Raw genomic sequence first — 12,926 nt, forward strand, 5'->3', positions numbered from 1 at the left:
AAACAGTACAGAGAAGTACGTGCAGCGAACGCCCGCAGGAGTAACAACGCAGATGGGCGTTTTGAACCAGACTCTGTTATTTGACAATTCTTGCTGTTAGGAAGATCACCACTTCTGTATCGCTTTTACTATGTGTTGAATTCTTGAACAGCCAGCCGATAAGAGGCAAATCGCACAAATACGGGACAGATTTTTTCGTTTCTGTCTCAGTCGAACCGATTAAGCCGCCAATAACCATTGTTTCCCCGTCTTTCATCCGCACGTTTGTTTCAGCTTCCCTGGTCGTAATGCGATAGGCTTTTATTTCCGGAACAAGACTGGGGCTGCTAACCTCGGTACGAACAGCGGCAGTAATCAATGAGTCGGTATTAATACGGGGCGTAAACGTCAGTTTTATGCCGGCGTCAATATACTCGACGGAAGTGGAAGTTTGGCCGTTCTCGGTTTTTTCTACCAGCACCGGAATTCGATCCCCTATCAGTATTCTAGCCTGCTGCCCATTAAGAGTGGTTATTTTGGGTTTGGCCAAAACTCTGGCGTTTCCATTACTTATTAATGCGTTAAGCTGAGCTTGAAAGTAAAATTCGTAAGGGTGCCCTTCCGGGGTCTTGCCGTATTGAATGATGCCGCTATTTGTACGGCGAGTCACCTTACCCGGGTCAGAAACATAGTAACCTGTAGTGTTTCCGTCTTGGTCTTGTATGGGAGAGAGCTTCGGAGCATCATATTCAGCGTATTGAGGAGTTTTTTCCCACATCCACTCTATTCCCAGTTCTTTAACCTTGTCTTTGGCGACAGCAATTACCTGAGCTTCCAGAGATACTTGCTGGTAAGCAACATCCAAGTGATCTAATATTTGACGGACTTGTTCCGCTTCCCGCGGAGTTCCATAAAATATAATGGCATTCATGGAATCGTTCACTACAAACCGCTCACTTTCTCTGTTGGTGCCGCTACTTTTGGCCGAACTGCTTCCGGCAATTGTAGCTGACTGAGTCTCAGTTGTACTTTTTCCGTTTAGCTTAACCTGCACCCCGCTTTCGCCGGAATTAAACTGTGCTTGCTTACCTGACAGCATAAGAGACAGCACATTTACTATATCGTGGGGATTGGCATACTTAAGCTGAAAATAATGAATAGAGCCAAAATTTTTGCCCAAACGCTGAGAATCAGCAACAACAATAACACTGCCAATCTTTTGGTACGCCAGTCCTTTTGTCCTGGCAATTAAATCCAAGGCGGTTTCGAAAGGAACATCCTGCAGCTTTATTGTAACAGTCCCCGCTACCGAGTCATCTACTACGATGTTGACCTGCCCGACACTTGCCAAAGCTGTCAGAACATCTCTTACTTCCCCGTTGATGACATTCATACTTACCGGTGAAGCAGCACCCGCAATACCAGGCGGAGAATTCGAAATTAGGACAAATATCAAGCTAAGACCTACTATATATCGCATGCCCTGTTACCTTTCAAACGTTATCTCGTACGTGCCGCCACGGCCACTAAGCATAACTGTAGCATCCCTAATTTCGACCACCTGGAAGGCTCCAATCCGGTCTTGCAGTTGATAAGAACGGCTAACCCCCTCAAATTTGAGAATAGCAGCTTTACTGTCGCCCTGGCTGATCACCCCAACCAATATTGGTAATTTTTTTGCAAAAACCTGTTCAGCCTTGGTGGTAACATCTGTAGCACCGGAATTGTTAGGGGTTGATGCAACCGGAACAGGTTTGTCTGTATCGCCTGTATCGCCTTTGAAGTTAGCTGCAAGAGCAAAGGGATCGCGAAGGCTCATATCCGGGCGGTATCCTTTTGGCATGACAGGTTGAGTCTGTAATTCGACAGTCGGCGCCTGCTTCTTGCTAACTGCATTTGCCTGCAGCATTTCCGCTGAAAATGTAATTTTAAGAAAGGCGACAGAAATTATCAATAATAGTAGGGTACTAATAAAAACCGGCACCCGTTTGCCCAATAATGATCTTTCCATGTTAGTTTCCTGCATGAAATAAGTGGCTATAGCCGGATTCTTTGACGGTAAGCGTCCACGGATTGAAGAAAGTCGTCAATACTATCACCGCCAAATTTTTCAAGAATCGCCCCCGCTAACACGATAGCAGCCATAGTCTCGCCAACAACTGCGGCTGCTGTAACGGCACACACATCACTCCGTTCCGTATTGGCTTTAATCGGAGCTTTTGAACAAATATCCACCGACAACAGTGGCGTCATTAAAGTCGGAATGGGTTTCATCACCGCCCGGACAACAATATCCTGCCCGTTACTAATACCCCCTTCAATGCCGCCAGCGTGGTTAGTTTTACGATAATATCCTGTGCCCTGCTGATAAAAAATCTCGTCGTGCGCCTTACTGCCGGGCATACCGGCATAACCAAATCCGTCGCCAATTTCAACACCTTTAACGGCCTGAATCGACATGAGCGCTCCGGCAAGACGGCTATCTAAACGCCGATCCCAGTGAATATGGCTGCCTAATCCCGGGAATACTCCGGTGACAATTACTTCGAAAATACCCCCCAAGGAATTTCCTTCGTCGCGGGCATTACGTATAGCCTCTTTCATAGAATTCTCCGCCTGAGGATCAATACAGGCCAGTTCAGAAGATTGTATTAACGACATAATATCGCTGGCATTAGTCCTTTGCAACAAGTCTGCCGCTACACTCACGCCGCCAATGTTTGTGACATGGGAAACAACTTGAATACCAACAAGGGCGAGTACTTGCTTGGCCACCGCTCCTACAGCCACTCTGGCGGCAGTTTCCCTGGCACTGGCCCGCTCCAATATATCCCGGATATCCTCCCGCTGGTATTTTAACATTCCGGGTAAATCGGCATGACCCGGTCTGGGAGCAGTGACCTTTTCTCCTCTGGGTTCTCCAACCGGGGCCATGCGGTCCTGCCAATTAGCCCAATCCCGGTTGTGAATAACAAAAGTTACGGGACTTCCTATTGTTTTGCCAAAACGAATCCCGGAATAAGCTTCAACCCTGTCGCATTCAATTTTCATTCTGCCGCCACGTCCATATCCCTTTTGACGCCGTGCCAAATCGGCATTGATTAAATCTATGTCCAGTGAAAGACCGGCCGGCAGTCCTTCTATAACTGCGGTTAAAGCTGGTCCGTGCGATTCGCCTGTGGTTATAAATTTAAACATATTTTCACTCCGTTCTTCAGTCTTGATGGGTCAAATCCTGCTTCACAGATAATTTGCCTGAAAATAGTTACCCAATTGTATTCTACCCGTCATAAGTATAGACGACAAGTAGTAATTTGCACTCAAGCAGGTCGTCTGATTCCGGAATTCCACTCACCGTCCGAACCGTAACGTTAGTCATAGAATTGAACCGTTGCATGTTTTCCAGCCTTTTCAGGAAAGCAAGCATTTGCCAATAACTTCCCCTGGCTGTTATCTCTAACGGAATTTCTCTGTACTCAGACTTTTTAACTATGGATAAAGGTTTTGTTTCTATCAATCGAACCCCGCTGCTGTCAGCCGCTGCTTCTACCGCTGTCATAAAGGCGCCGATTGCAGGCTGGCGGGGAAGCATCTCATCAAGCTGAGTCAATTTTTTATCCAGCTCTTTTAAATAATGATCCGCATCAGGATGCTTGCGGGCATAGGCTTCTATATTTAGCACTTTCTGCTGCTCCAAATTGTGTGTCAACTTAAGCTCATTTATCTTTTTCTGTTGCGGTATGATGATCGCTAAGCACAAGAAAACTATTACCGACAATATTCCTGACCCAGCCAGGACAAATTTGTATTGGGGGGAAAGGGTCAATAACATATTTTTCACTTTCACAGCCCTTTAAGCTTAATATTTAATTCAAATTTAGTTGCTATAGAAGAAATTGAAGAAGTTGTAGTATCTGTTTCTGCTTTTATTAAAATAGGCTGGATGAATATATTGCTTTCATTCTGTTCCATTAACTGCATGAATTTGGCTAAGTCAGGATATTTCTCCGCGATTCCCTTGATAAGGATAACATCTTTACCAAGAGTCTCCATTCCCGTCAACTTTATTTCGGGAGGAACAATCGTACCCAGACCGGCTAGTATTGCATAGCAAGACTTACGTTCATTGGTTAGTTTTAGTAGCAGTGTTTTCCTTTTATCAATTTCCGCAAGTTTCAGGCTGGCCAATTCCATCTTGTCCTGAGTGGGCCGAAGCAGCGAGTATTGTTGCCGGGTAGCTTTCAACTGATTACTCCAAATCCATATACTATACAGATTATGACTGTATAGTGATGAGAAAAAAACGAATAATATGCCGATAATAATCAGCAATAAACGGCGCCACGGCCATCGCACTAAACGTTCGGAAGGCGGAAGCAGATTAATCTTAATCATAACAGCCACGCAAAGCCAGCCCAATGGCTACTGTTAACTGTGATGCAACACTTTGAATATATTTCTCATCAAGACAAGAAGATACCTTAATACTTTTGAGAGGATCGTGAACTGTTACCTGGGTATCACCAACATATTCTGCAATAGTATCATAGAATTGAGACAATCTTGCTCCGCCCCCGGTTAAATATATCTCTTCGCGATTGGTTTCCCGAATGTGAGTCCGGTAATATTCGTATGTGCGTCGCGCTTCGCGAACTAATTCTTCGGCTATCAGTCTCATACCTTTTTCCATGGGATTTCGACCTGGCATATATTCCGTTGTTTGGGATAATTCCGAGCGGATGTATTGGTTTTCAGCAGCCCCTGGATCTGGATATAATGCCTGGCCAATAGGATTTGTAAAATTTTGTCCACCAAGAGGAATGCTTCTTGAAATAACCGGAACAGCCCTATCAAAAATGGTAAGCTGGGAAACTCTGTCACCAATATCTATAACCAGGGAGTGGTTTAATTGGGGAAGTGTTCGTACAACGGCAAGAGGTTCTATGTCGACGGCAAGAATCCGGCAACCTGCATCCTTTAAGATTGGAACAAGATTATCAACTATTTCCCGCGGCGCCGCTACTATCAGTACATTTATTTCAATTGCGTCGTTCCCCGGGCCAAGAAGTACATAATCATAATAATAACTTCCCGTTTCATAAGGGACATACTTCTCCATATCCCATTTAATTGCTTCTTTTAATTCCTCCTTGCTCATCATCGGCAGAGCAACTTCCCGGACAAATATAGAGCGCCCGCTTGCCGCAACGACTGCCTCCCTGGCCGCTATGCCGCTACTTAAAAGCAATTGTTTTATTGAATCGGAAAGTAGCCTTTGTTGCCGGCGATGTCCCGCCCCAATGGTTTCATCAGGCAGCTTAGCAATACCGGCGGCTTTAAGAACCGGCTCAGGCTCAGTAAAAGATACCTCCGCCGCCTTAATGAAACCTGACCCGATATCAATACCGACTATAGACGCCGGCGGGGGGATTATCCAGTGTCTGATTCTGCGGATTATTCCCTGTAGACTATCGAGATTCATTGAGGTTCATGGTGCGGCTTATTCGAAACAATTTGTATCGCATGAGATAAAGCCGTAATAATATCGATGCGGAACTGTTGCTCAAGAGCATTTACTTTCGTATAAGTTTCGCCTTTGCTAGTAACTATATAACGAGGCGGCAGGAAATTCAGAGCTAAGGCAACGATATCCAAACGGCAATTTTCACAAGTACAAATATTTTTATGTCTCGAAGCAACTTCATCAAAATATTGCCAGACTAAGTCTTCCATATAGTTTTTTAGCTTCATAATTCTCTCAGCTCCTTTCATGCTCCGAATAAAATATTTAGCTATTATTCGACCTCTCCCGCAAAAATCCTGTACAACCTTCGATCTCCTCTATTTCCAGTTCCAGTTGTAGGCCTCGGTGTTCATCCCCGCGGCGCCTACTTTTACCATAACATTGACAATTCGCAGGGTGTTGTGGTATTTCCCTTTAGCTATAATTTGATAGGTCCCTCCTGCTACTGGCGAACTCCCATATGTCAACTCCGGTTCCACTCCGGTAGAATTAATTTCAATGTTATATACAGCCGCTGAGGCTCCGGACACGGCAATATCAGTTTTCAGCCATGTCCAGTTGGTCTGGTTTTGAGCTAAAGAAATAATAGCCCTGTTTGCTCCTGCTTCAGCCGCGTATTGAGCTGTTATGCCGTCACCATAATTGACGGCTGCTGTAAATTCAGTACGGGTAATAGTGAAAAAACCTGCTCCGATTGTCAGTAGAAGAGCCATAGTAATGACGGCCAATAAAGCGGCTGATCCGCTTTGTATGTTGACCAAGCGAGATATATTCACCGCAACCACCTATCACCTGTCAGATTTATGTTTTATCATAGATTCATGCAAACCACTTGCGTCCGAACTGTTTCACTAATTGCCGACATTCTATTTTTTAGAGTAATAGTTATTTTCAGCGTCCGGGATCCTTCAAGCAAAAACATCGGTGTATTATCGGCGTTTACAGTAACAATGATTTTACCTTCCTGACGGTCTGTTCCATCACCGGCGAACGGCTCCAAAGGACCGCCGTTTATTGATTCTCCCAGTGCGTTAGTAACCGGATTGATCTTGAAAATCATATTCTGGTTATCGGCATTGACTAGGGTCAAAATGCTGCCGTCAGCATTAACACTTATACTTTTGCAATATTGTGCTTCCCGGACTATTACATCAACCGCAATCCTGGCGGTTTGCTGCATCTCGTTTCTCACTTTACCGGTATGCCATATGCGTAATGAAGCAGTTAACAAGTTTGCAACACCAGCTAGAATTATGCCGGTAACCATCATCCAAACAAGCAATTCTACCAAAGTAAACCCACCTTGATTATCAGCTTGATTATCAGCCTGATTGATAATAATCCCCCCTTAACAGCATGACAAACTATAAAGGTAATAAGTATGTCGTCAATGTAATTTCCTGATGTTGTCCATGGTTATTCCAATCTACGGTTACTGCCAATTCGTACAGCCTATTACTGCTATCAAGATCACTCCGCAGATTAATCCTGGTATTTCTCTGATAAGCTTTTCCATTCAAATTGACAGACTCTGAAGGAAAACTCGCGCTTCCATCCCAGTTTGCCTTTAAATCTTCAATTCTCTCTCTAGCTATATTTGCCGCCACAGTATAATCTGACGCACTAACATTAAGATCAATAGACTGAATAAACATTCCGGCAATTGCGGTTAGTGCTATTGATAGAATGATTGTTGCCAATAACGTATCCATCAACAGGTAGCCATACTGCCAATATCCGTCCTTATTACTCCTATGTACTGGTTTGAACATCAGTTATCCTCACCCGGCCTGTAAATGGAGCAAGCATAATGTAAAGGGATTTGCCCGTAGTGCTGCGTAACTGGATTGTCTGCGCTGCTCCTGCCTCTGGTATACCTTTAATGCCAAATCGAATTGTGCTTGGTACATTAGACCAGCATACCGACTTGGGTAGATAAATTTGCTTTATCATCTTTTGTCCGTCATGAATCCAGTAATACGGATTACTGTCAGGCATAAAATAAATAGTATACCGTAACGCGCCGGAACCGTAACCGGCATTAATGCTAAACTGTTGCACCAAGCGAATATCCGCCGCCAACTCCTGCGCGGCAATATCTAATTCTTGCAAGGCAACCGAGTTGGCTATTTTGGGTACCAGAATGCCCGCTAAAACACTCAGTATTGCAATAACAATCACTATTTCAATAAGGGTACCGCCTTTCCGCATCCTTATCACCTCAAAACCGCAGTTCCAGATACCATCTTATAATAGAATGTCCGTACAACATGCTTACAAGCGCCCCGATGGCAATAAATGGTCCAAAGGGGATAAAGTCTTTACGGGATTTTATCCTGAATATCATCAATAGGCCGCCGGCACTACCTCCTAAAAGAAAAGATAAAAATAGTGTTAGCAGAATCAAACTTGAATCCAGCCAAACTCCTAAAGCGGCAATAAATTTCACATCGCCTCCTCCCATATCGCCATGGGTTACTGCGGCAATCAGCAGCATCAAGCCGCCACCGGTTAAAACGGCCGCTACTGAATCATTAAAACCCAAATTCCCGAATACATTATTAACGAATATACCCGTTGCAGCAAACCACAGCAGAACCTTATTTAATATTAGATGATGATCATAGTCGATTACGGAAATTACTATTAAATAACTTGCAAAAAGCAACACCATGATTAATTGAAGCTGTGGGCCTATTACCAAGGAAATAAACAAAAACAAACTTGCCGTCAATAATTCAATAAATATATATCTTCGAGAAATCGAAGTATTGCAATAGCGGCAGCGCCCTCTTAACAAAAGCCAGCTTAGCACGGGAACCAAATCCAGGACTTTAATATTTTGGCCGCATACCGGACACCGGGAAGGCGGCCGGATAACCGATTTGGCTTGAGGGAGACGGTAAATACAAACATTAAGAAAGCTGCCTACAAAGAGACCAATGAGCCCAATGAGGCCAATTGCGAAAACAAATGTTTCAAACAAGACAACCCTTCTTCCCCAAAATTTTTCTCATTCCAAATATTTCAGCAACCGGAATGAAAGTATGAAACCCATAACATTGCCGCATCGGCAAAGGCCAGCTTACTTTGCCAGGTACTAGGGCGTCGTGGACGGGTTCCTTCCATCGGAATAATAAGTCACGCCTTTAAAATTATAAGAAGCAACCCCGCTGGAGTATTGATAGTTTTGGCCCGGCTCAGGTGAAGGTACGGCTGCTAACCACGGGCCCTTGCCGTTTACTAGGTTCGCTAAGTTACTTAAACTGTTGCCGGCAGGATAAGAGCCGGTATCTGCCCGGTAAATCTCCAAAGCCCCGCCAATGACGCGCAAATCCGCCTGAATTTTGGCAACTTTAGCCGCATCTGCGGCAACAGATAATTTAGGTATCGCGATTGTCACTAATATCCCGATAATCGACACGACAATGATTAATTCTATTAATGTAAATCCTTTTTGGCTTTTGATTTTGATTTTGATTTCATCTGCTTTAAGCTTTAAAAACAAGTTTTCACCGCCTTAATTAAACATGCAGATTCAAGTTTGTTATTACATCAAATATGGGCAGTATTACGGAAACAACAATAAGTCCGATAACAATTCCGACTGTCCCGATAAGTACAGGTTCCAGCAAACTGCTAAACCGGGTCACCATATCGTCAACATCACTTTCAAAAAAATCCGCCAGCTTCTCCAGCATTGCGTCAAGTTCACCCGTTTCCTCACCAACAGCCACCATTTGTACCACCATAGGCGGAAAAACTGAGCTTTTCTGTAAAGAAGAAGCAATCCCAACCCCTTCGCGAAGATCTTTTTGAACTTTTGTGAGGGCCTGTACTATACTTAGATTTCCGCTCGTCTTCATCACTACTTCCAAAGCAGTCACGATTGGTATGCCACCGCGGACAAGAGTGGATAAAGTACGGCTAAACCTGGCAATTGCCGCTTTGCGCCACAAAATACCAAAAACAGGTATCTGAAAAACGACTAGATCCAATACTAGACGATATCGTTCTTTTTTTAGTGCCAAACCAATACTGGTACCAACAGCTAACAGTACCAGCAAAATCAGCATTCCATAGTTAAGCATAATATCGCTTGCACTGAGTAAAAAACGGGTGGGCAAAGGTAAATCAACATTGACAATTTTGTATAGGATTGTAAATGTTGGTATAACAAAAGTTAACATGAACAATAAAGAGACCATCGCCATTGCCATAAGTACGGTGGGATAGACCATGGCTGATTTTAATCGCTCATTTAACTTATTTTCTTTTTCAAAATGAGTGGCCAATCTTGCCATAACATCATCAAGAACCCCACCCGTTTCACCAGCTTCCGTCATATTAATCACGATTTTGGGAAATACATTGCCCTGAGCTTGCATAGCCTTGGATAAGCTGTCTCCAGCCTGGACGCTGCGATAAATATCCCTTATAGCCTGTCTCAGCCTTGAATTATTCGTCTGCTCGATTAAGATATTTAGACATGAAGTTAAAGGAAGCCCTGCATCAATCATCACTGACATTTGCCGGCAAAACACTGCCAAATCTTTTGTGCCTACCCACTGAAAACCGCTTATGATATTAACAAGCAAAGCATGATCTTTCTTTTCTTCGATTTTAGTTACATAACAACCAAGCTCACGAATATAAGCGGCGACGGCAGCCTCATTTTCTGCAACAACACTTCCTTTCAGGGCTTGGCCCTTAGAATCCCTGGCCCTATATGCAAATGTTTTGCCCAACCGTTTAACTCACCCCCTAACAGTCTTTATCATTGATTGTCCGGATAAATCCTTCTTGATCCACAGCCCTTGACAGCGCCTCATCATAGGTGATAATTCCACGGTGATAAAGATTTTTGAGTGACATATCCATAGCCTGCATCCCCATTTTTGCCCCGGTTTGAATAACAGACGCCAATTGATGCGTCTTGCCTTCCCGGATCAGATTACGCACTGCCGGAGTTGCCACCAGGACTTCCAGGGCTGCCACCCTATCGTAATTATCGCAACGTGGAATTAACTGCTGGGCGATAACTCCCTGTAAAGTTAAAGACAACTGAATACGTACTTGCCGGTGTTGGTGCGGCGGAAAAACATCCACAATCCGGTCAACAGTTTGCACAGCATCGCCGGTGTGTAGAGTTGCAAATACCAGATGCCCGGTTTCGGCAGCGGTTAAAGCAATGCCAATGGTTTCAACATCACGCATCTCCCCGATCATAATCACGTCAGGGTCTTCCCGCAGCACTGCCCGCAGGGCACTGGCAAAGGAAATAGTGTCAGTGTTTATTTCTCTCTGGTTAACTATGCTCTTCTTATGGTGATGCAAATATTCGATTGGATCTTCCAAGGTAATAATATGGCAGGACCGTTCATTATTTATAAGATCAAGCATGGCAGCCAAGGTAGTAGATTTGCCGCACCCTGTCGGTCCGGTAACCAAGACCAGTCCACGAGATTTACGGGTAAAAGTCCTGAGAATCTCAGGGTATCCCAGTTCCTTTAAAGCAGGTATCCTCTCAGCCACTACCCGAACGGCTATCGCTATAGTTCCTCTTTGTTTAAAGGCATTTACTCTAAAGCGGCTTATGCCTGATAACGCATAAGAAAAATCCAACTCACCCAGTTGGTGAAATCGGGATTGCTGATCCGTATCGGCTATCTGGGAAAATAGTGCTTCCATGTCTTCACCGGTAAGTACCGGATGCTCTATTGGCGTCAAGCTGCCTTTAAGCCTGGCAATAGGCGGGATGCCTACCGTAAAGTGGATATCGGAAGCCTGTAGTAATACCGCCTGTTTTAACAAAGAATTCATATCCATATCCGTCTTATTCCCCCATTATGCTTCCGAATAAGCTTGCCTCATAATTTCCGCGACAGTAGTCCACCCTTCACAGACTTTGTTAATACCATCCTCGTACATGGTCAGCATCCCTTCCTTAACAGCTATGTCTCTGACAATATCACTGGAGGAGCGTTTATTGATGGCCGCACGGATGGCTGGAGTAACTGGCATTATCTCATGAATGGACATTCTCCCTCTGTATCCTGTTTGTCCACAAAGGAGGCATCCTTCCCCGCTATACAAATAAGTTATATCATCGATGCGAGAACCTAATAGTTTATTTTCCGGTAAGGATAAATTCGGCGTATAAGGTTGTTTACAATTCGGGCAGATCATTCTCACCAACCGTTGGGCAATTACCCCCAGTACTGAAGATGCGATCAGAAACGGCTCTATTCCCATGTCAACCAGTCTGGTTATGGCACTGGGAGCGTCATTAGTGTGTAATGTGCTCAAAACCAAGTGTCCGGTTAACGCCGCCCGGATGGCAATATCGGCTGTTTCCGTGTCCCTTATTTCACCTACCATTACAATATTGGGGTCCTGTCGTAAAATTGACCTGAGCCCACTGGCAAAAGTAAGTCCGGCTTTAGGGTTTACCTGCACCTGGTTTACGCCATCAAGCCGGTATTCAACCGGATCTTCCACTGTAATGACATTTTTCGCCGGCGTATTTATTTCTAATAAAGTGGAATATAATGTAGTCGTTTTTCCTGATCCTGTCGGGCCGGTAACAAGTATCATCCCGTACGGCTTAGAATAAAGCTCCCGGTACTTTGTTAAGTTAACTGATGAGAATCCCAACCCAGTCACATTTAGAATTACCGTTTCCGGGTCAAGGATGCGAATAACGATTTTTTCGCCGGTAATTGTTGGTAAAGTGGAGACCCTAAGATCAATTTCCCTTTCAGCCTCCAATATTACGACACGCCCATCCTGAGGTAAACGTTTCTCGGCAATATCCAATTCGCTCATAATCTTGATCCGGGATACAAGGGCGGCATGGATTTGACGCGGGAAATACGCCACTTCCCGCAACACACCGTCAATACGGTACCTTACCCTAAGCTGTTTATCCATCGGTTCAATATGAATATCACTGGCTCTCTCTTTTATAGCTCTACTGATAACAGAGTTTACGATATTTACAATTGGAGTATCATCTACCACGGGAGTTTCCGCCAGTCCGGCGATATCCTCACTTTTGAGCTTGTTAACTGCTTTTTCGACTAAATCTTTTACGCCATAAAATTGGTTAATTGCTTTCCTGATATCCTTTTCTGTCGCAATAACCGGAATTATCTCACATCCAGAAACCAGTCTAACAGCGTCAAGAGCAAAAAAGTTGGTTGGATCAGCTATTGCCAAGGTTAGTGTCCTACCCTCTTTTTTAATTGGCATCACCCGATAACGTTCAGCAATGGAAATCGGTACCAGCGTTATAGTTTCCTTAACAATGTTAAAACTGGATAAGTCGATTTGGGAAAATCCGGGTTGATGTTCAAGCACAGCTAACATTCCTTTTCTAAATAGGTATCCTGATATTAATAAAAAACAACCGCCACTGCCG

The 12,926-nt window shown here is 44.2% G+C and carries 16 protein-coding genes; all 16 read right to left on the bottom strand.

The features are described from left to right. Positions 1–76 precede the first annotated feature (76 nt). Positions 77–1,459 (bottom strand): secretin N-terminal domain-containing protein, encoded by a 1,383-nt coding sequence (locus MAMMFC1_RS19845; protein WP_126310156.1) that lies wholly within the window; start codon positions 1,457–1,459, stop codon positions 77–79. A gap of 6 nt (positions 1,460–1,465) precedes the next feature. Next, positions 1,466–2,005: a hypothetical protein gene (locus MAMMFC1_RS19850; protein ID WP_145987660.1), complete on the bottom strand. Its 540-nt coding sequence runs from the start codon at positions 2,003–2,005 to the stop codon at positions 1,466–1,468. An 11-nt stretch (positions 2,006–2,016) separates the two neighbouring features. Continuing rightward, positions 2,017–3,177: a chorismate synthase gene (gene aroC, locus MAMMFC1_RS19855; RefSeq protein ID WP_126310158.1), complete on the bottom strand. Its 1,161-nt coding sequence runs from the start codon at positions 3,175–3,177 to the stop codon at positions 2,017–2,019. 82 nt (positions 3,178–3,259) lie between these two features. Further along, positions 3,260–3,811: a type IV pilus inner membrane component PilO gene (locus tag MAMMFC1_RS19860; protein ID WP_232035842.1), complete on the bottom strand. Its 552-nt coding sequence runs from the start codon at positions 3,809–3,811 to the stop codon at positions 3,260–3,262. An 11-nt stretch (positions 3,812–3,822) separates the two neighbouring features. Next, a complete protein-coding gene (locus MAMMFC1_RS21635; RefSeq protein WP_158618823.1) occupies positions 3,823–4,173 on the bottom strand; it encodes a PilN domain-containing protein in 351 nt (116 codons plus the stop codon). A gap of 193 nt (positions 4,174–4,366) precedes the next feature. Then, complete coding sequence (gene pilM, locus MAMMFC1_RS19870; protein WP_126310161.1) at positions 4,367–5,461, bottom strand: type IV pilus assembly protein PilM; 1,095 nt, start codon at positions 5,459–5,461, stop codon at positions 4,367–4,369. Then, positions 5,458–5,751 carry a late competence development ComFB family protein gene (locus MAMMFC1_RS19875; RefSeq protein ID WP_126310162.1) on the bottom strand — a complete coding sequence of 98 codons (294 nt, stop codon included), beginning with the start codon at positions 5,749–5,751 and terminating at the stop codon, positions 5,458–5,460. The genes pilM and MAMMFC1_RS19875 overlap by 4 nt, the downstream gene beginning before the upstream one ends. A 69-nt stretch (positions 5,752–5,820) precedes the next feature. Then, positions 5,821–6,279 carry a hypothetical protein gene (locus MAMMFC1_RS19880; RefSeq protein WP_126310163.1) on the bottom strand — a complete coding sequence of 153 codons (459 nt, stop codon included), beginning with the start codon at positions 6,277–6,279 and terminating at the stop codon, positions 5,821–5,823. A gap of 35 nt (positions 6,280–6,314) precedes the next feature. Further along, positions 6,315–6,845: a PilW family protein gene (locus tag MAMMFC1_RS19885; RefSeq protein WP_126310164.1), complete on the bottom strand. Its 531-nt coding sequence runs from the start codon at positions 6,843–6,845 to the stop codon at positions 6,315–6,317. 22 nt (positions 6,846–6,867) lie between these two features. Further along, positions 6,868–7,215 carry a hypothetical protein gene (locus MAMMFC1_RS19890; RefSeq protein WP_145987662.1) on the bottom strand — a complete coding sequence of 116 codons (348 nt, stop codon included), beginning with the start codon at positions 7,213–7,215 and terminating at the stop codon, positions 6,868–6,870. 40 nt (positions 7,216–7,255) lie between these two features. Next, entirely contained in the window at positions 7,256–7,714 is a 459-nt protein-coding gene (locus MAMMFC1_RS19895; RefSeq protein WP_126310166.1) for a type II secretion system protein, read from the bottom strand. 10 nt (positions 7,715–7,724) lie between these two features. Then, the gene (locus tag MAMMFC1_RS19900; protein ID WP_126310167.1) at positions 7,725–8,489 is read right to left on the bottom strand and encodes a prepilin peptidase; all 765 of its coding nucleotides are present in this window, start codon (positions 8,487–8,489) and stop codon (positions 7,725–7,727) included. A 114-nt stretch (positions 8,490–8,603) separates the two neighbouring features. After that, on the bottom strand, positions 8,604–9,011 hold the full coding sequence (locus MAMMFC1_RS19905; protein WP_197723853.1) for a type II secretion system protein: 408 nt from the start codon (positions 9,009–9,011) through the stop codon (positions 8,604–8,606). Positions 9,012–9,027: 16 nt separating this feature from the next. Next, positions 9,028–10,251: a type II secretion system F family protein gene (locus tag MAMMFC1_RS19910; RefSeq protein ID WP_126310168.1), complete on the bottom strand. Its 1,224-nt coding sequence runs from the start codon at positions 10,249–10,251 to the stop codon at positions 9,028–9,030. Positions 10,252–10,267: 16 nt separating this feature from the next. Continuing rightward, positions 10,268–11,326: a type IV pilus twitching motility protein PilT gene (locus tag MAMMFC1_RS19915; protein ID WP_126310817.1), complete on the bottom strand. Its 1,059-nt coding sequence runs from the start codon at positions 11,324–11,326 to the stop codon at positions 10,268–10,270. 24 nt (positions 11,327–11,350) lie between these two features. Next, positions 11,351–12,874, bottom strand: a complete 1,524-nt coding sequence (locus MAMMFC1_RS19920) for a GspE/PulE family protein (protein WP_126310169.1) — start codon at positions 12,872–12,874, stop codon at positions 11,351–11,353. Positions 12,875–12,926: the final 52 nt, after the last annotated feature.

The organism is Methylomusa anaerophila (genome assembly GCF_003966895.1).
Taxonomy (GTDB): domain Bacteria; phylum Bacillota; class Negativicutes; order Sporomusales; family Sporomusaceae; genus Methylomusa; species Methylomusa anaerophila.

Coding starts and splice junctions, on each gene's coding strand:
- MAMMFC1_RS19845 (WP_126310156.1), bottom strand. CDS start 1,459: ATGCGATATATAGTAGGTCTTAGCTTGATATTTGTCCTAATTTCGAAT.
- MAMMFC1_RS19850 (WP_145987660.1), bottom strand. CDS start 2,005: ATGCAGGAAACTAACATGGAAAGATCATTATTGGGCAAACGGGTGCCG.
- aroC (WP_126310158.1), bottom strand. CDS start 3,177: ATGTTTAAATTTATAACCACAGGCGAATCGCACGGACCAGCTTTAACC.
- MAMMFC1_RS19860 (WP_232035842.1), bottom strand. CDS start 3,811: ATGTTATTGACCCTTTCCCCCCAATACAAATTTGTCCTGGCTGGGTCA.
- MAMMFC1_RS21635 (WP_158618823.1), bottom strand. CDS start 4,173: ATGGAATTGGCCAGCCTGAAACTTGCGGAAATTGATAAAAGGAAAACA.
- pilM (WP_126310161.1), bottom strand. CDS start 5,461: ATGAATCTCGATAGTCTACAGGGAATAATCCGCAGAATCAGACACTGG.
- MAMMFC1_RS19875 (WP_126310162.1), bottom strand. CDS start 5,751: ATGAAAGGAGCTGAGAGAATTATGAAGCTAAAAAACTATATGGAAGAC.
- MAMMFC1_RS19890 (WP_145987662.1), bottom strand. CDS start 7,215: ATGGATACGTTATTGGCAACAATCATTCTATCAATAGCACTAACCGCA.
- MAMMFC1_RS19895 (WP_126310166.1), bottom strand. CDS start 7,714: ATGCGGAAAGGCGGTACCCTTATTGAAATAGTGATTGTTATTGCAATA.
- MAMMFC1_RS19915 (WP_126310817.1), bottom strand. CDS start 11,326: ATGAATTCTTTGTTAAAACAGGCGGTATTACTACAGGCTTCCGATATC.
- MAMMFC1_RS19920 (WP_126310169.1), bottom strand. CDS start 12,874: ATGTTAGCTGTGCTTGAACATCAACCCGGATTTTCCCAAATCGACTTA.